This window comes from Dyella japonica DSM 16301, assembly GCF_001010355.1.
Taxonomy (GTDB): Bacteria; Pseudomonadota; Gammaproteobacteria; order Xanthomonadales; family Rhodanobacteraceae; genus Dyella; species Dyella japonica.
On record NZ_JPLA01000003.1, the window covers coordinates 79,958 to 95,687 of the forward strand.

The window sequence follows — 15,730 nt, forward strand, 5'->3', positions numbered from 1 at the left end:
TCGCTCTTTCCCTCTCCCCTGCGGGGAGAGGGTAGGGTGAGGGGCGGGTGCTCGAGAAAGCCTTGCTACGAGCCAAGTAAGAACTGAGGCAAGATTGGCCCCTCACCTCAATCCTCTCCCCGGAGGGGAGAGGAAGTAGAAGCCAGGAGGCGTGTCGCAATGGACGAAGCCCGCATCAAGCGCCTCCGCTGGCGCACCCGCCGCGGCACGCGCGAGCTTGACGCCCTGTTCGGCGGCTGGCTCGACGAGCGCTTTGCCGATGCCGATGAGGCCCAGCGCCAGGCCTTCGATGAACTGCTCGACGTGCAGGACCCGGACCTGTGGGACTGGGTGATGGGCCACGCCCAGGCGACGCGCCCGGACTGGCAGGCGATCATCGATGACATCCGCGCCCGCCATCGGCTTTGAATATCGGCCCTCGCGCTGGCTAGGGCGCCTGCTGTGGTTTCTTTCAACCTTGGCCGCGCTTGCCGTGTGGATGTCTGCCGCTCCTTGGCCGGTCGCGCTCGCGATCGCCTTGGCGATAGGCCTTGCCCTCTGGCGCACTTTGTTGCGCTGGTCCGGCCTATCGGTGCAGGCAGCGGGCTGGGGGCGTGATGGCAGCTGGAGCCTGCGTTTGCGGGGCGATCAGGACAGTGCGGCCACGCTCTCATCGTATCGGGTGATCGGCGAGCAGGCCGTATGGCTGCGGCTGTCGCTGGCCGGCAGGGGCCACGTCGCGCTGCTGCTGGCGCCCGACAACAGCGATGCCGATATCCGGCGCCGCCTGCGCATGCGGCTGGCCCAGGTTGAGGCATCGGGCACTTACGCCGCCGGCCGCGGTCCTACGGTTTAGCCGCGTTACAGGCGATAATCGGCAGCATTCGGGCCGTCAGCCCCTTCGAAACCCATAAGCGACCGCCCTAATGTTCCGACCGCTAGAGCTTTTTATTGGCCTGCGTTACACCCGCGCCAAGCGTCGCAATCAATTCATCTCCTTCATCTCCACCGTCTCCATCGTCTGCATCGCCATCAGCGTGACCGCGTTGATCACGGTGATGTCGGTGATGAACGGCTTCGATGACGAGTTGCGCTCGCGCATCCTCGGCGCCATCTCGCATGCCACGGTTTCCGGCATGCCGGGTGAGGCCGTGCAGGACTGGCCGCGTGCAGTGAAGATTGCCGGCGCCAACAAGCATGTGCTGGGCGCCGCACCTTACGTGGAGAGCGAGGCCTTTCTGCAGGCACGGCGTTCCACCGGCGGTGTGCTGCGCGGCATCGAGCCGGCGCAGGAGCCCAAGGTTTCCGACCTCGACCAGCACATGGTCGAAGGCAAGCTCAACGAACTGACCCCGGGCAGCTGGCATATCGTGCTGGGCCGCGAACTGGCGATGCAGCTGGGTGTGGCGGTGGGCGACAAGGTCATCGTCGCGGTGCCGGCGTTCCAGTCATCGCCGATCACGGGCAGCGTGCCGAACCTGCGTACCTTCACCGTGTCGGGCGTGTTCGAGATGGGCATGCAGGAATTCGATTCGGGGCTCGCACTGGTCAACATGACCGACGCCGAGCGACTCAATCGCTTGGGTGGTCCCACCGGCATTCGCTTGAAACTCGATGACATGTTCAACGCGCGCGAAGTGGCGCGCGAGCTTGCCGATCAACTGGGCCAGGTCTATCGCGTGGATACCTGGATGGATAGCCACGCCAACTTCTTCTCCGCCATTTCGATGGAGAAGAAGGTGATGTTCATCATCCTCTCGCTGATCATCCTGGTCGCCGTGATCAACCTCATCTCGATGCTGATGATGCTGGTGACCGACAAGCAGGCGGATATCGCCATCCTGCGAACCCTCGGGTCGACACCACGCAGCATCATGGGCATGTTCATGGTGCAGGGCGTGCTGGTCGGCTTTGTCGGCATCGGCTTCGGCGTGGGCCTGGGTTCGCTGCTGTCCTGGAAGCTGCCTGGCATCGTGAAGTGGATCGAGCACGTCACCGGCGTCACCTTCCTCTCGCCGGACGTCTATTACATCAGCGAGCTGCCGAGCAAACTGCTGGCGAGCGACGTGGGCTGGGTGGCGCTGATCACCTTCCTGTTCTCCTTGCTGGCCACCCTCTACCCCGCTTGGCGTGCGTCGCGCACCCAGCCCGCGCAGGCGCTGCGTTATGAATAAGCCGATGAGTTCCGCCAATGACGTGGTGATGCGCGCAAGCCATATCGCCAAGACGTACGAAGAAGGCGATCTGAAAACCGACGTGCTGTCCGACGTGAGTTTCACGCTGAAGCGCAGCGAGACGCTGGCCATCGTGGGTGCGTCCGGTTCGGGCAAGAGCACGCTGCTGCATATCCTGGGCGGCCTGGACACGCTGACGCGCGGCGAGGTGGAAGTGGACGGGCGCAACCTCTCCAGCCTTTCCGACGCCGAGCGCGGCCGGGTGCGCAATCGCTCGATGGGTTTCATCTACCAGTTCCACCATCTGCTGCCGGAGTTCACCGCGCTGGAGAACGTGTGCATGCCGCTGTTGATCCGCGGTGTGTCCATCAGCGAAGCGGAACGACAGGCAGCGGAGCTGCTGGGGCGGGTGGGACTGGGCCAGCGCTTGAATCACAAGCCGTCCGAACTCTCGGGCGGCGAGCGCCAGCGCAGTGCGGTGGCGCGCGCGCTGGTGACGCGTCCGGCCGTGGTGTTGGGCGATGAGCCCACTGGCAATCTCGACGAGACCAATGCGGCGCAGGTCTATGACCTGATGATCGAGCTCAATCGCGAGATCGGCACCAGCTTCATCCTGGTCACGCACGACAATCGCCTCGCCAAGCGCATGGATCGCACGCTGGAGCTGCACAACGGCAGCCTGGTGGAAAAGATCCACGCCTGAGCACCGAGGCCGCCGCAAGGCGGCCTTCGTGTTTGAGGCCTACAGGTTTTTCGGCGCCGCCGTTGATTCGCACGCATTAACCTGATCCCCTCCGCAGGGAAGGGGACGGCAATGCGCAAGGATGGCGCGCTGGTACCGGCGATCATGTTGCTGCTCGGCGTGCTTGTCGTGCAGTGGCTGGTGGTGTTGCCGCCGGCCTGGTCATGCGGCGTACTCGCCGCGGGTGCTTGCATCATCCTTCGCCTCGGTGCCTATGGGCGTGCGCTGGCCTGGTGTCTGTTCGGCATCGCCTGGGCGTGCTGGCGTGGTGGCGCCGCCATGGATGCACGCCTGCCGCGCGAGCGAGAGGGGCAGGACATCACGGTTGTGGGACATGTCGCCGATCTCCCGCTCCTCGGCAATGACGCCACCGGTTTTTTGCTCGATCTCGAACATGCGGCAGTCGGCGGTACGCCGTTGCCCTTGCACGGACGCGTCCGCGTGAATTGGTACCGCAACGCGCCGGAGATCCGGCCCTGCAGTCGCTGGCGACTCAGCCTGCGCCTCAAGCGGCCACGCGGGCTGCTCAATCCCGGCGGTGCCGATGGCGAACGCAGCGCGCTCGAACGCCACATCGTGGCGGTGGGTTACGTGCGCGAAGGTGCGGACAATACGTCGCTGGAAAGCACGGGTTTCTGCATCAACCGCGTGCGGGCTGCCATCAGTCGCGCGATTGCTGTGCGCGTGGGCGATGCTCACGATGCGGCCTTGCTGCAGACCTTTTCCGTGGGCGATACGCGCGGCTTGAGTCAGCACGACTGGGAAGTGGCGCGGGCCAACGGTATTCCACACCTCATCGCCATCTCGGGATTTCATGTGGGCGTGGCCGCCTTGTTCGGCGTGTGGTTGGCGCGGCTTGTCTATCTGCTGGTGCCACGCTGCGGACGGCGACTCCCCCGTGTCCAGGCGCAAGCCGTCGCGGCCATGGTGGTGGCCGCGGTATACAGTGCACTCGCCGGCTTTGGCCTGCCGACCGTACGCACTTTATTGATGATCGCGATCGTGGCGCTGGCGCGTTGTTCGCGGCGTCATCCGACGGGCGCGCAGACGCTCTCGCTGGCGCTGTTGGTGGTGTTGCTGGTCGATCCCTTGTCGATGCTGTCGGCGGGCTTCTGGCTGTCCTTCATCGGCGTGGCATTCTTGATGTTGAGCCTGTCGATACGCGGCAAGGGGCTTCGCGGTTTCCTGCATGAGTTGTCGGCCGGCCAGCTGGTGATGACGCTGTCGCTGTTGCCGCTGACGATGTGGTTCTTCGGCGAGGCGTCCCTGGTCGGCGCTCTTTCGAACCTGATCGCCGTGCCGTTCGTGAGCTTCGTCATCGTGCCCGCCGCGTTGATCGGCATGATCTCGTTGGCGATCTGTCCGCCACTGGCGCAGCCGGTGTTTGCCGCTGCGGCGTGGCTGGCGCACGCGCAGTGGTGGCTGCTTGAGCGGATGGCGACCTGGCCGGGCGCGCATTGGTATCTGCCCGAAGTCAGCGGCTGGGCGCTGGTGCTGGCGACCCTGGGCGCACTGTGGCTGTTCGTACCGCGCGGTGTGCCCATGCGATGGCTGGGTGGTCTGCTGTTCCTGCCGCTGTTGTTTCCGTCGCGAACGCTGCCCACGCAGGGCGGCTTCCAGCTGTGGATGCTGGACGTGGGGCAGGGCTTGTCCGTGGTGATACGCACCGAGCATCACGCGCTCGTCTACGACGCGGGTGCGCGCTATCCGTCGGATTTCGATCTGGGCGAGGCGGCGGTGCTGCCTTCGCTGCACGCACTAGGCATCAGGCAGCTCGACTTGATCGTGGCCAGCCACGCCGATAACGATCACGCAGGCGGCATGCCGGCCGTGGCCGCGGCATTTCCCGCCGCCGAACGTATCTCGGGCGAGCCTGAGCGATTGCCCATACCCATGGCGGCCTGTGAGGTCGGCAAGACCTGGCAGTGGGATGGCGTGAGCCTGCGCGTACTTGCCTCCGGCGGGAGCGGCAGTCCGGCCAATGACCGCTCCTGCGTGCTGCTGGTGGAAGGGCGGGGTGGCCGTGCGCTGCTGACTGGCGATATCACCGCAGCCGTCGAGCCGACGGTGGCTGCATCGCTTCCGCCAGGGCCGCCGCTGGTGATCACGGTGCCACATCACGGCAGCAAGACCTCGTCCAGCGCGGCCTTCATCCAGGCATCAGCGCCCGCGTTGGCCCTGGTCTCGGCCGGCTGGCGCAATCGCTTCCACCATCCGAGCGCAGTCGTCATCAAGCGCTACGACGAGGCCGGCGTGCCCTGGCTGAACACCGCCACCGCCGGGGCCATCCAGGTCGACGCACCGCCGGACCGCCCGCCCCATGTCGCCGCCACCTGGCGGCAGCGCCAGTCTCGCTACTGGCGCGAATGAGCCTGGGACCTTGCCAGAGGCCATCTGAGGCCCCAAAAAGGGGCTCTCGCAACTGCCACCGGTGCCGCGGAACGATCGGACGAGACTGTTATGATGCGTCCCTCCTGACTGGCGAAGTGGCTCGGAGTCGTTGTGCTGGATATCTTGATGGCTGGTGGCTGGGCGATGCTGCCCATCCTGATCTGTTCGGCGGTCGCCCTGGCGATCGTGCTGGAGCGTTGCTGGACCCTGCGCCGCAAGTCGGTGCTGCCGCCCGGCCTGGGCGAGGAAGTGCGCAACTGGGCGCGTTCGGGCCAGCTCGATCCGAACCACCTCACCACCCTCGCCAACGGTTCGCCGCTGGGCGAGCTGCTGGCCTCGGCGTTGGCCGTGCGCAACCGTCCGCGCGAGCTGATCAAGGAGCGCATCGAGGACACCGGCCGCCATGTCGTTCATCGCATGGAACGCTACCTCAACACGCTGGGCACGATCGCGCTGATCGGCCCGCTGCTCGGCCTGCTCGGCACCGTGATCGGCCTGATCCGGATGTTCATGGAAGTGCTGCACGGCGGCGTGGGCGATCCCATGAAGATGGCTGGCGGCATCGGCGAAGCGCTGATCTGTACCGCTACCGGCCTGATCGTCGCCATTCCGGCTTACGTGCTGCATCGCTATTTCCGCTCCAAGGTGGCCGGCTACTGCGTAGCCATGGAAAAGCAGGCGACCGAGTTGCTCGACGAGCTCACCGTCAACCAGCCCACGCCTGCGCCCCGCACGCGCGCGCCGCGCGCCGCGGCAGCCACCGAGTCGAGCGCGAGCTGACGCATGCGTATCGGCAACGACCGTCGGCAAGACGACTTCGAGATCAACGTGATCTCGCTGATCGACGTGCTGCTTACCCTGCTGATGTTCTTCGTGTTGACCACCACGTTCATCCAGCACTCGCGCCTGCAGGTGACCCTGCCCAAGGCCAGCGCGGAAGAGCGCGACATGCAGGCCCCCGCGCTCACCGTGGTGGTGGACCGCGACGGCCACTTCTTCGTGGGCAGCGACGAGGTGCATGGCGAAGGCGTCGAGCCGCTCAAGCAGGCCATCGCCAATGTGGTCGGTGATGATCGCGAGCGCCAGGTCACCATCCGTGCGGACGCCATGACCCCGCATCAGAACGTCGTCACCGCCATGGACGCGCTGGGCCAGCTTGGCTTTACCAAGTTGTCCATCGCCACGACGCCCAGCCAGGCGGATAACGCTCAGTGAGCAACGGCAAGGTAAAGATCTGGGACGCGCACACGCGCCAGATCTACAAGCGCCTGTTCGGTTACACCAGGCGCTTCTGGGTGGTGGGCGTGATCGCCATCGTCGGCATGATTGTCGACGGCGGCGGCCTGGCCGTGTTCACCAAGCTGCTGAAGCCGATGATCGACAAGCTGTTTGTCGACAAGGATCCGGTGTTGATTTTCTGGATGCCGATCTGGATCGTGCTGATCTTCCTGGTCCGCGGTGTAGGCACCTTCGCCAGCAGCTACGGCGTGTCCTACATCGGCCGCAACGTGGTCAACGCGATGCAGCGCGATGTGTTTGGCGCGTATCTGCGCCTGCCGGCGACGTTCTTTGGCCAGGAGCATTCCGGCCATCAGGTATCGCGCATCACCTATACCAGTGAGCAGGTGGCGTCCGCCTCGACTGATTCGGTGAAGGTGGTGGTGACCGAAGGCGTCACCGTGATCGGCTTCATCTACGTGATGCTGAGCACGAGTGCGTACCTCACGCTGGCGTTGTTCGTGATGGTGCCGCTGATCATGTTGATCGCGGGCATTGTCAGCCGTCGCTATCGTTCGATCAGTCGCCGCATCCAGGGCATGATGGGCTCGGTGACCGGCACGGTCGAAGAATCGGTCGAGGCGCACCGCGAGATTCGCATCTACGGTGGCCAAGAGCAGGCGGCCGCGCGTTTCAGGGACGTCACCGACAGCACGCGGCGACTGAACCTCAAGATTGCTTCCACCAACGCGCAGTCGAGCACGGCGATCCAGACCGTGGCGGCGCTGGCGCTTGCAGTGATGGTGTTTTTGGCCACGCGGCCGTTCGAAATCCAGCACATGACCGCCGGTGTGTTCATCACCGTGCTGACCGCCATGGGCGGCCTGATGCCGTCGCTGAAACGGCTGGCGAATATCCAGTCGAATATCCAGAGCGGCATTTCCGCGGCCGAAAACCTGTTCGAGATCATCGATACGGCGCCCGAGGTGGACGTAGGCACGCGTGTGCTGGAACGCACCCAGGGCGACATTCGCTTCGAAGATGTGGGACTGGTGTATCCGCGCGGCGAGTTCGAAGCCTTGCGCGGCATCGACCTGCACTGCGCGCCGGGCACGGTCACCGCACTGGTGGGGCGCTCGGGCAGCGGCAAGAGCAGCCTGGTCAGCCTGCTGCCTCGCTTCAATGCGCCGACCACCGGCCAGATCCTGCTCGATGGCGAAGACTACGAGAGCATCACGCTGGCCTCGTTGCGCCGGCAGATCGCCTGGGTGGGGCAGAGCGTGGTGTTGTTCGATGGCACGGTGGCGGAAAACATCGCCTATGGCGAACTCGCCAGTGCGAGTGAAAGCGACATCATCGCCGCGGCCCAGGCTGCCAATGCTTGGGAATTCATCCAGAAGATGCCACAAGGCATCCATAGCGTGATCGGGCAGGGCGGCAATCTTCTTTCTGGCGGCCAGCGTCAGCGCCTGGCGATCGCCCGCGCGATCCTCAAGAACGCACCGATCCTCGTGCTGGACGAAGCGACCAGTGCGCTGGATACCGAATCCGAGCGCCTGATCCAGCAAGCGCTGCAGGGCCTGATGAAGGACCGCACGACGCTGGTGATCGCCCATCGCCTGTCCACCATCGAGCATGCCGACCAGATTGCCGTGATGGACCAGGGCCGCATCGTCGAGCGCGGCACGCATGCGGACTTGCTGGCCTTGAACGGCCACTATGCCGCGCTGCATCGCATGCAATTCCACAGCCAGGCCAGTGACTGAGGCGATGGCATGACGACGGCCGAACGTCTCGAATCGGCTTGGTACGGCACAGCGCGTGCACCCTGGTGGACGTGGCCGCTGTCGCTGCTCTACGGCGCGATCACCGCGCTGCGGCGTGCGCTCTATCGCGTGGGCGTACTGCGTAGCGTGCGCCTGACGGTGCCGGTGATCGTGATCGGCAACCTGAGCGTGGGCGGCACCGGCAAGACACCGTTGACCATCGCCCTGGCCGAAGGACTGCGCGAGCGCGGCTATGCGCCGGGCGTAGTCAGCCGCGGCTACGGCGGCACGCAAAAACTTCCCTTGCTGCTGGATGCGTCGGCCGAACCGTCGCAAGTCGGCGATGAACCCTGCCTGATCCGCGCCAGCGGCGTGCCGGTGGCGGTGGGGCGCGATCGACCCGCGGCGGCGAAGCTGCTGATCGACGCCGGTTGCGATGTCGTGATCGCCGACGATGGCCTGCAGCACTATGCGTTGGCGCGCGATCTGGAAATCTGCGTGATCGACGGCGTGCGCCGCTTCGGCAACGGCCGCTTGTTGCCGGCCGGCCCACTGCGCGAGCCCATGTCGCGCCTGCAGCAGGTCGACTATCGCGTCTGCAACGGCGACGCCGTGGCGCCCGGCGATATCGCGATGGAACTGCACGGCGGCATGGCCCGCGCGCTGGTCGACGATCATGCCAAACCGCTGGCGGATTTTGCCGGCCAGGCCGTGCATGCGATCGCTGCGATCGGCAACCCCGCGCGCTTCTTCGCAAGCCTGCGTGCGCAGGGACTGCAGGTGATCGAGCATCCGTTTCCCGATCACCACGCGTTTATGCCGAACGATTTCCCGTTCGATGGCAAGCCGGTCTTGATGACTGAAAAAGATGCCGTGAAATGCCGGTCCTTCGCGCAGGCCCATTGGTGGTCGGTGCCGGTGCGGGCGGTTTTGCCGAAAGCCTTCTTCGACGACATCGCCGCGCGCCTGCGCCGTTAAAGGCGCTGACCTCAACCACAAAAAAAGCCGGCCTTCGCAGGCCGGCTTTTTGTTTGCATCGTGCAGCGACTTACTGGATGCGGGTGATATTGCCCTGCGGGTCGATCTGCACCAGATCGCCGGTGCGGATCGCGCTGGCATCGGGCACCGTCACATTGGCATAGGAGCCATTGCCCATGCGGATGCGCAAGCTGTAGCTGGCGTTCGGACGGCCGCTGTTGGCGCCGATGCGGTTGCCTGCGTAGCCGCCGCCGACGGCGCCGGCCACGGTGGCCAGGGTGTTGCCCTTGCCCTTGCCGACCTGGTTGCCCAGCACGCCACCGGCGATGCCGCCGATGATGGTGCCGGCCATGCTGTGGTCGTTGCCCTGGGTGATGTTCTGGTCGATCGATTCCACCGTGCCGCACTGGTCACAGCGGATATAGATGCCGTCGTTGCGTACCAACACGCCGTTGCGCGCCGGCTGCTGGGACTGGGCGCTGGCGGCAAACGGGCTGATAGCCAGCAGGGCTGCCAGGGACAACACGGCGATACGGGGGGTGAACATGGACTCTCTCTCTCCATTGGGTGGGCGTTGCGTCACCAGTCTAGCGAGGCAGGCTGAATGGCGGACTGAATGATTCGACCAAGAACCTCTATCATGTGCACTTTTCCGCCCGACTGCCGTGACCCCTGCGGCACGTTGCGCAAGCCCTGCATCCTCGGAGCTGTCATGAGCCTTATCCAAGTCCCGGTTTCTTACGGCGAGCTGATCGACAAGATCACCATCCTGGAAATCAAATCCAAGCAGATCACCGACGCCGCCAAGCTGGCCAACGTGCGCACCGAGCTGGACCTGCTCAACGCCACCTGGGCCAGCCACCCGGCCTCGCAGACCGACATCAGCGCCGAACGCGCCCGCCTGCTGGCCGTGAACGAGTCGCTGTGGGATATCGAAGACCGCATCCGCCTGAAGGAAAAGGCCCAGGCCTTCGACGCCGAGTTCATCGAACTGGCCCGCGCCGTGTACTTCCAGAACGACGACCGCGCGGCGGTGAAGCGCGAGATCAACCTCAAGCTCGGTTCGCAGCTGGTGGAAGAAAAGTCGTATCAGGATTACAAGGCGAAGTAATCACGCCTCATTTCCCTTGCGGGAGCGCACCCTGTGCGCGACTGACGCAACGTGCCAGTCGCGCACAGGGTGCGCTCCCACAGGGAGAGGCGCTTCAGGAAAGCCCAAGGTGCGCTGCGCACGCCTCGAATCGCTCGATCACCTCATCGACGGCGATCAGATCCATCACGCCGGGCTTCTCGATCTTGGTGCCCCAGGCGATCTCGCTGGCGGGTTTGCCGAGGAAGGCGAGCGAGGCTTCGTTGTATTTGTCCACGCACCAGCGGCGGTCGGAATAGGGGCCCGAGCGGTTCGGGTTGCTGGCGGCGTGCAGGCCCAGCACTTTGCAGCCGACCGTGTTGGCCATGTGCATGGGGCCGGAGTCGGGGGTGAGCAGGATGGGCGCGCGCACCAGCATGGCCATCATCTTCTTGAGCGTGTCCTTGCCGGTGAGGTCGAGCGGTGCATGGCGGCAGGCGGCTAGCACGGCATCGGCCATGCTGCGTTCAAGGGCCGAAGGGCCGCCTACCAGCACCACGCGCCAGTTTTTCGTGGCGGCGTGATCCATCACGGCGGCGTAGCGTTCGGGCTGCCAATTGCGCAGCGCATGACTGGAGGTCGGGCTGACCAGCAAGGTCGGCTGCGCGCCGGGCAGCTGTTCGGCGGCCCATGCATGCGCTTCTTCGGGGATGGGAATATCCCAGCGCACCTGGGTCTGCTTGAGGCCCAGCGGTTCGCAGAAGCTGCCCATCGCATCCAGCACGTGTTCGCCGGTGCGGGCGGGGATGCGTTCGCCGATCACCAGGCCGTGGCCATCCTTGGCGCGCGCCTGGTCGTAGCCGATGCGGCGATCGGCCTTGATGAACAGGCTGAGCAGGTTGGAACGCAGCGCCACCTGCATCTGCAGCAGGGCGTCAAAGCGTTGCCCTTTCAACGCGGCGCCGACGGCGCGCATGCCGGTCAGGCCTGCGCCCTTGTCGAAGGTGACGAAGTTGACGCCGGGCAGGTCGCCCACCAGCTTGCGTTCGAGCTTGCCCACAAGCCAGGTCAGCTCGGTCTGTGGCCACGCCGCCTGGAGGGTTCGCACCAGCGGGACGACGTGGGTGACGTCGCCAATGGCAGAGGTGCGCAGCAGGCAGATCGAGGTGGGGGTGGGCATTAGGCTAGAATCATCTGACTTAGGGCTCGGGGCGGGCGTCTGACGCGCAGAAGGCGATGCAGGAACGAATTCGCGAAAGCGCCGCTGGTGTGATTCTGTTCGACGCCGCGGTGTCCCCACAAGTCGAAGACGATTGGTTCGAGCCCGCAGCATGGCGCGAACGCGGTGGTTTGCGGCAGCAATCGGGTGGTCGCGGCGGCGTGGCCATCATCGATACCTCAGCCGGTGAATGCGTGCTGCGGCACTATCGGCGCGGCGGCATGGTGGCCAAGCTGATGGGCGACCGCTACCTGTGGCGCGGCGCGCAGCACACGCGTTGCTTCGCCGAATTTCGGCTGCTGGGCTTTATCGCCTCGCGCGGACTGCCCAGCGCGCAGCCCGTCGCCTGCCGTTACCGGCGTCATGGCTGGTTTTATACCGCCGACCTGATCACCCGTCGCATCGCCCATGCGCAAACGCTGGCCGAGTGTCTGGCTGCCGGGCAGCTGGACGGTGAAATGGCCGAGCTGGTCGGCGCGCTGGTGGCGCGATTCCATCGCGCGGGCATCTGGCATGCCGACCTCAATGCCCACAATGTGCTGGTGACCAGCGATGAGCTTTACCTGATCGACTTCGACCGCGGCTGTCTGCGCGAACCTGCCCAGAGCTGGCAGCAGGCCAATCTGCAGCGTCTGCGTCGTTCGCTGCTGAAGCTGGGCGCGGCGGCACAAGGCGAGGCCGCGTTCGACGAGCAGTTGTGGAAACCCCTGATCTATCGCTACGAGCGTACGCTGAGAGCATGAACTGGTCCCTGCATTTCCTGGGTGTGGGTGCGGCGCACGCCGTGGAACTGGGTTCCTCGGCCGTGGTGCTTGAGCGCGACGGCAAGCCGCTGTTGCTGATCGATTGCGGTCCGGACACGCTGGATCGCTACGTCGCCGCGTATGGCGAGCCGCCGCGTGCGCTGTACATCACGCATACGCATATGGACCACATCGGCGGCATGGAGCGGCTGTTCTTCCGCCTGTGGTTCGACGAGCAGTGGAGGGGCCGCACGCAGGTGTTCGTGCATGCCGGGCTGCTGCCCTGGCTGCAGGCGCGCGTGGCGGATTATCCGAACGTGCTGGCCGAGGGCGGCGTCAATTTCTGGGAAGCGTTCCGGCTGGTGCCGTGCACGCGCGGCTTCTGGCTAGATGGGCTGTGGTTCGACGTGTTCGGTACGCGCCACCACATGGCGGGCACGTCGTACGGTGTCGCGCTGGCGGGCAGTTTTGCCTATACGGGCGACACGCGTCCGATTCCCGAAGTGCTTGCCCGCGTTGCGGCCGGCACGGAACTCATTGCCCACGATTGCGGTCTGATAGGTAATCCGTCGCATACCGGCATCGACGACATCGAGCGCGAATATCCCCAAGCATGGCGTGCGCGCCTGCGGTTGTATCACTACGGCAGCGAGGCCGATGGTCAGGCACTGGCGGCGCAGGGATACACCGTAGCTCGCACCGGCGAGCGCGTTGCCTTGCCTGCGCCGACGCCACTGCGGCCCGACGCCGGTTGACTCCACTGCAGGACCTCCGATCCATGTCCACGCCACACCTGCGCAAGCTGCTGCGATATCGCGCCTGGGCCGACGAGCTGATCTATGACGCCGTGGCCGCCCTGCCGGAAGGCGCCTCCACCGCGCCGCGCGCCACCATCTTCGGAAACATGTTGCGCACGCTCAGTCACAGCTGGGTGGTCGACGACATCTTCCAGGCGCATCTGCAGGGTCGGGTGCACGGCTATACCAGTCGCAACACGCCCGAACCGCTGCCGTTCGACGAGCTGCGGTCGCGTCAGCAGGCCATGAATGGCTGGTACCTGGAGTACGCCAGCGCGCTCACGCCGGCGCAGGCCGCCGAGGTCGTCACCTTCCAGTTCATCGGCGGCGGGGAAGGGCGCATGAGCCGCGAGGAGATGGTGCTGCACGTGGTCAATCACGCCACCTATCACCGCGGTTTTGTGGCCGATATGTTCTACCAGGTGCCCGTGAAGCCGCCGGCGACCGACTTGCCGGTTTTCCTGCGGGACGCGCCCCAGGAATGAGTCTGGGAGTGGGCCGCTATCTTGTATGAACGGCCCGGCCCCGCTATCCTCTCGCTTCTTTGCCGGGGCCTATGGGCGCTGGCAAGGGGTTTCACCATTGCGGAGAGGTGTCCGAGTGGTTGAAGGAGCACGCCTGGAAAGTGTGTATACGGCTTATCCCCGTATCGCGGGTTCGAATCCCGCCCTCTCCGCCAGTGAGTGAAACCTGGCGTCGGCCTTGAGTCGACGCACAACGTACGTCTCTATGGTGGCCCTGTCGGTCCCCCCGCGACGATAGTTCGTAAATTCCGCCAGGCCCGGAAGGGAGCAACGGTAGCGAATGATTCGGGTGCCGGGGTGTGGCTGGCAGGGCCGCCGCCTTTTCAGGCCCCCCTCGATGCCTTCGCGTCATACTGCCGGATGAGCCGGCCGTTACTGACTTGCTGTCCGCGACTTGGCACAATCGACTTTCGCCCAAAGATAGGCACGGTATGTCTTATCAGGTACTCGCTCGCAAGTGGCGCCCCCGCAAGTTCGCTGAACTGGTCGGGCAGGAGCATGTGGTGCGCGCGCTCACCAATGCGCTCGACACCGGTCGCATGCACCACGCCTATCTGTTCACCGGTACCCGCGGCGTGGGCAAGACCACGATTGCGCGCATTTTCGCCAAGTCGCTGAACTGCGAGCGTGGCGAATCGGCCGATCCCTGCGGCGAGTGCGCGGTCTGCACGGCCGTAGACCAGGGCCGCTTCGTGGATCTGCTGGAAATCGACGCGGCCAGCAACACCGGCGTGGACGACGTGCGCGAGGTGATCGAGAACGCGCAGTACGCACCGGCGCGCGGTCGCTTCAAGGTCTACCTGGTGGACGAAGTGCACATGCTCTCCAAGCCGGCGTTCAACGCCTTGCTGAAGACGCTGGAAGAGCCGCCGCCGCACGTCAAATTCCTGCTCGCCACCACCGACCCGCAGAAGCTGCCGGTGACGGTGCTGTCGCGCTGCCTGAAGTTCAACCTCAAGCGCCTGCTGCCGGAGCAGATCTCCGGGCAGATGCGCCACATCCTCGGCGCGGAAAACATCGCGTACGAAGACGCGGCGATTGCCGAACTCGCGCGCGGCGCGGATGGTTCGTTGCGCGACGGTCTCTCGCTGCTGGACCAGGCCATCGCCTATGGCGGCGGCTCGCTGCGCGTCGACGACGTGCGCGCCATGCTGGGCAGCGTCGCGCGCGGGCAGGTGCTTGGCCTGCTGCAGGCGCTGGCTGCCGGCGATGGCGAAGCCTTGATGGCCGAGTGCACACGCATCGCCTCGTTCTCGCCGGATTTCGGCGGTGTGCTGGATGACCTGGCCAGCGTGCTGCATCGCATCCAGCTGATCCAGCTGGTGCCGGGCTATCGTCCGGAAGACAACGGCAACGACGACAGCGCGCTCATCGAACTGGCGCTGCAGCTGGCGCCGGAAGACGTGCAGCTGTACTACCAGATCGCCACCAGCGGTCGCCGCGACCTGGCCCTTGCGCCTGACGCGCGTACCGGTTTTGAGATGGCCATGCTGCGCATGCTGGCGTTCCGTCCCGCCGATGGCGGTGGTGCGCCGGCTGAGCGGCCTTCGGCGGGCACTGCCGCACGTGCGACCACGCCTGCGCCGCGTGCCGCCGCACCGGTAGCCAACGAACGCATGCACATGGCCAGCGTGGCCGAGCCGTCACCCGCACGTGCTGCGCCGGTGCCGCCGGTGGCTGCACCGGTCACCGCCGCTCCCGCACCGCGCGCCCCGGTGGCCGTCGACGCACGCGCTCTGCCGCATTGGGAAAGCCTGATCGAACAGGCCAACCTGCGCGGACCACTGGGCCAGCTGGCCCAGAATGCCGTGCTGCGCGATCGCGAGGGCCACACCCTGGTGCTCGCCCTGCAACCCATCCACATGCATCTGGCGGTCGAACCCATGATCGGCCAGATGGAAGAACGCGTCGGCCAGGCGCTGGGCGAGCGCGTGAAGCTGCGCTTCGTCGAAGAACACGGCGCCGCCGGCCAGACCCCTGCGGCCCGCGCCGCCACCGCCCGCGTCGCAGCCCAGTCGGCTGCCGAGCAGGCCATCGAGGAAGATCCCCTGGTGCAGTCGCTCAAGCGCGAATTCGGCGCGCGAGTGGTGCCCCAGTCGATCAAGCCGTTTGAACACTGAACGAGATAGC

16 protein-coding genes, 1 tRNA gene and 1 other RNA gene are annotated in these 15,730 nt (G+C 65.5%); 16 read left to right on the plus strand and 2 right to left on the minus strand.

From position 1 onward, the window contains the following. The first annotated feature begins 159 nt into the window (after nt 1–159). The 9 genes from Y882_RS01595 to lpxK all read left to right on the plus strand — a co-directional run bounded on the left by Y882_RS01595 (nt 160) and on the right by lpxK (nt 9,248). Complete coding sequence (locus Y882_RS01595) at nt 160–408, plus strand: FAD assembly factor SdhE (RefSeq protein WP_046970117.1); 249 nt, start codon at nt 160–162, stop codon at nt 406–408. Beyond that, complete coding sequence (locus Y882_RS01600) at nt 380–835, plus strand: protein YgfX (protein WP_046970118.1); 456 nt, start codon at nt 380–382, stop codon at nt 833–835. The genes Y882_RS01595 and Y882_RS01600 overlap by 29 nt, the downstream gene beginning before the upstream one ends. A 70-nt stretch (nt 836–905) precedes the next feature. After that, nucleotides 906–2,153, plus strand: a complete 1,248-nt coding sequence (locus Y882_RS01605; protein ID WP_046970119.1) for a lipoprotein-releasing ABC transporter permease subunit — start codon at nt 906–908, stop codon at nt 2,151–2,153. 4 nt (nt 2,154–2,157) lie between these two features. Then, nucleotides 2,158–2,856, plus strand: a complete 699-nt coding sequence (gene lolD / locus Y882_RS01610) for a lipoprotein-releasing ABC transporter ATP-binding protein LolD (protein ID WP_046970120.1) — start codon at nt 2,158–2,160, stop codon at nt 2,854–2,856. Between the two features lie 111 nt (nt 2,857–2,967). Beyond that, nucleotides 2,968–5,265 carry a DNA internalization-related competence protein ComEC/Rec2 gene (locus Y882_RS01615; protein ID WP_046970121.1) on the plus strand — a complete coding sequence of 766 codons (2,298 nt, stop codon included), beginning with the start codon at nt 2,968–2,970 and terminating at the stop codon, nt 5,263–5,265. 147 nt (nt 5,266–5,412) lie between these two features. Continuing rightward, nucleotides 5,413–6,066 (plus strand): MotA/TolQ/ExbB proton channel family protein, encoded by a 654-nt coding sequence (locus tag Y882_RS01620; RefSeq protein WP_046970186.1) that lies wholly within the window; start codon nt 5,413–5,415, stop codon nt 6,064–6,066. A gap of 3 nt (nt 6,067–6,069) precedes the next feature. Continuing rightward, nucleotides 6,070–6,501 (plus strand): ExbD/TolR family protein, encoded by a 432-nt coding sequence (locus tag Y882_RS01625; RefSeq protein ID WP_046970122.1) that lies wholly within the window; start codon nt 6,070–6,072, stop codon nt 6,499–6,501. Further along, nucleotides 6,498–8,270, plus strand: a complete 1,773-nt coding sequence (gene msbA / locus Y882_RS01630) for a lipid A export permease/ATP-binding protein MsbA (protein ID WP_046970123.1) — start codon at nt 6,498–6,500, stop codon at nt 8,268–8,270. The genes Y882_RS01625 and msbA overlap by 4 nt, the downstream gene beginning before the upstream one ends. 9 nt (nt 8,271–8,279) lie before the next feature. After that, on the plus strand, nt 8,280–9,248 hold the full coding sequence (gene lpxK, locus Y882_RS01635; RefSeq protein WP_046970124.1) for a tetraacyldisaccharide 4'-kinase: 969 nt from the start codon (nt 8,280–8,282) through the stop codon (nt 9,246–9,248). A 70-nt stretch (nt 9,249–9,318) separates the two neighbouring features. Here the strand turns inward: lpxK and Y882_RS01640 are convergent, their stop codons facing one another. After that, nucleotides 9,319–9,795 carry a glycine zipper 2TM domain-containing protein gene (locus tag Y882_RS01640; RefSeq protein ID WP_052949583.1) on the minus strand — a complete coding sequence of 159 codons (477 nt, stop codon included), beginning with the start codon at nt 9,793–9,795 and terminating at the stop codon, nt 9,319–9,321. 165 nt (nt 9,796–9,960) lie between these two features. On the opposite strand from Y882_RS01640, the gene Y882_RS01645 reads away from it, so the two are divergent. After that, nucleotides 9,961–10,359, plus strand: a complete 399-nt coding sequence (locus Y882_RS01645) for a DUF6165 family protein (protein WP_046970125.1) — start codon at nt 9,961–9,963, stop codon at nt 10,357–10,359. 94 nt (nt 10,360–10,453) lie between these two features. Here the strand turns inward: Y882_RS01645 and Y882_RS01650 are convergent, their stop codons facing one another. Then, on the minus strand, nt 10,454–11,497 hold the full coding sequence (locus Y882_RS01650; protein ID WP_046970126.1) for a glycosyltransferase family 9 protein: 1,044 nt from the start codon (nt 11,495–11,497) through the stop codon (nt 10,454–10,456). 56 nt (nt 11,498–11,553) lie between these two features. Between Y882_RS01650 and Y882_RS01655 the strand changes: the two genes are divergently transcribed. The 6 genes from Y882_RS01655 to dnaX all read left to right on the plus strand — a co-directional run bounded on the left by Y882_RS01655 (nt 11,554) and on the right by dnaX (nt 15,720). Continuing rightward, complete coding sequence (locus Y882_RS01655; RefSeq protein WP_046970127.1) at nt 11,554–12,279, plus strand: 3-deoxy-D-manno-octulosonic acid kinase; 726 nt, start codon at nt 11,554–11,556, stop codon at nt 12,277–12,279. Next, the gene (locus Y882_RS01660; protein WP_046970128.1) at nt 12,276–13,034 is read left to right on the plus strand and encodes an MBL fold metallo-hydrolase; all 759 of its coding nucleotides are present in this window, start codon (nt 12,276–12,278) and stop codon (nt 13,032–13,034) included. Before Y882_RS01655 ends, Y882_RS01660 begins: the two co-directional genes overlap by 4 nt. A gap of 23 nt (nt 13,035–13,057) precedes the next feature. Further along, complete coding sequence (locus Y882_RS01665) at nt 13,058–13,561, plus strand: DinB family protein (protein WP_156171298.1); 504 nt, start codon at nt 13,058–13,060, stop codon at nt 13,559–13,561. A gap of 101 nt (nt 13,562–13,662) precedes the next feature. Beyond that, nucleotides 13,663–13,755 (plus strand) — tRNA-Ser (locus tag Y882_RS01670). Nucleotides 13,756–13,815: 60 nt separating this feature from the next. Beyond that, nucleotides 13,816–13,912: signal recognition particle sRNA small type (ffs, locus tag Y882_RS19120), an RNA gene on the plus strand. A gap of 119 nt (nt 13,913–14,031) precedes the next feature. Next, on the plus strand, nt 14,032–15,720 hold the full coding sequence (gene dnaX / locus Y882_RS01675; protein ID WP_046970130.1) for a DNA polymerase III subunit gamma/tau: 1,689 nt from the start codon (nt 14,032–14,034) through the stop codon (nt 15,718–15,720). The last annotated feature ends 10 nt before the right edge of the window (nt 15,721–15,730 follow it).

Excerpts from the sequence above, each read along its gene's own strand:
- Y882_RS01655 (WP_046970127.1), top strand. The coding sequence starts at position 11,554 with ATGCAGGAACGAATTCGCGAAAGCGCCGCTGGTGTGATTCTGTTCGAC.
- Y882_RS01605 (WP_046970119.1), top strand. The coding sequence starts at position 906 with ATGTTCCGACCGCTAGAGCTTTTTATTGGCCTGCGTTACACCCGCGCC.
- Y882_RS01625 (WP_046970122.1), top strand. The coding sequence starts at position 6,070 with ATGCGTATCGGCAACGACCGTCGGCAAGACGACTTCGAGATCAACGTG.
- Y882_RS01595 (WP_046970117.1), top strand. The coding sequence starts at position 160 with ATGGACGAAGCCCGCATCAAGCGCCTCCGCTGGCGCACCCGCCGCGGC.
- lolD (WP_046970120.1), top strand. The coding sequence starts at position 2,158 with ATGAGTTCCGCCAATGACGTGGTGATGCGCGCAAGCCATATCGCCAAG.
- Y882_RS01640 (WP_052949583.1), bottom strand. The coding sequence starts at position 9,795 with ATGTTCACCCCCCGTATCGCCGTGTTGTCCCTGGCAGCCCTGCTGGCT.
- lpxK (WP_046970124.1), top strand. The coding sequence starts at position 8,280 with ATGACGACGGCCGAACGTCTCGAATCGGCTTGGTACGGCACAGCGCGT.
- Y882_RS01660 (WP_046970128.1), top strand. The coding sequence starts at position 12,276 with ATGAACTGGTCCCTGCATTTCCTGGGTGTGGGTGCGGCGCACGCCGTG.
- Y882_RS01600 (WP_046970118.1), top strand. The coding sequence starts at position 380 with ATGACATCCGCGCCCGCCATCGGCTTTGAATATCGGCCCTCGCGCTGG.
- Y882_RS01645 (WP_046970125.1), top strand. The coding sequence starts at position 9,961 with ATGAGCCTTATCCAAGTCCCGGTTTCTTACGGCGAGCTGATCGACAAG.
- Y882_RS01650 (WP_046970126.1), bottom strand. The coding sequence starts at position 11,497 with ATGCCCACCCCCACCTCGATCTGCCTGCTGCGCACCTCTGCCATTGGC.
- Y882_RS01665 (WP_156171298.1), top strand. The coding sequence starts at position 13,058 with ATGTCCACGCCACACCTGCGCAAGCTGCTGCGATATCGCGCCTGGGCC.
- Y882_RS01615 (WP_046970121.1), top strand. The coding sequence starts at position 2,968 with ATGCGCAAGGATGGCGCGCTGGTACCGGCGATCATGTTGCTGCTCGGC.
- dnaX (WP_046970130.1), top strand. The coding sequence starts at position 14,032 with ATGTCTTATCAGGTACTCGCTCGCAAGTGGCGCCCCCGCAAGTTCGCT.
- Y882_RS01620 (WP_046970186.1), top strand. The coding sequence starts at position 5,413 with ATGGCTGGTGGCTGGGCGATGCTGCCCATCCTGATCTGTTCGGCGGTC.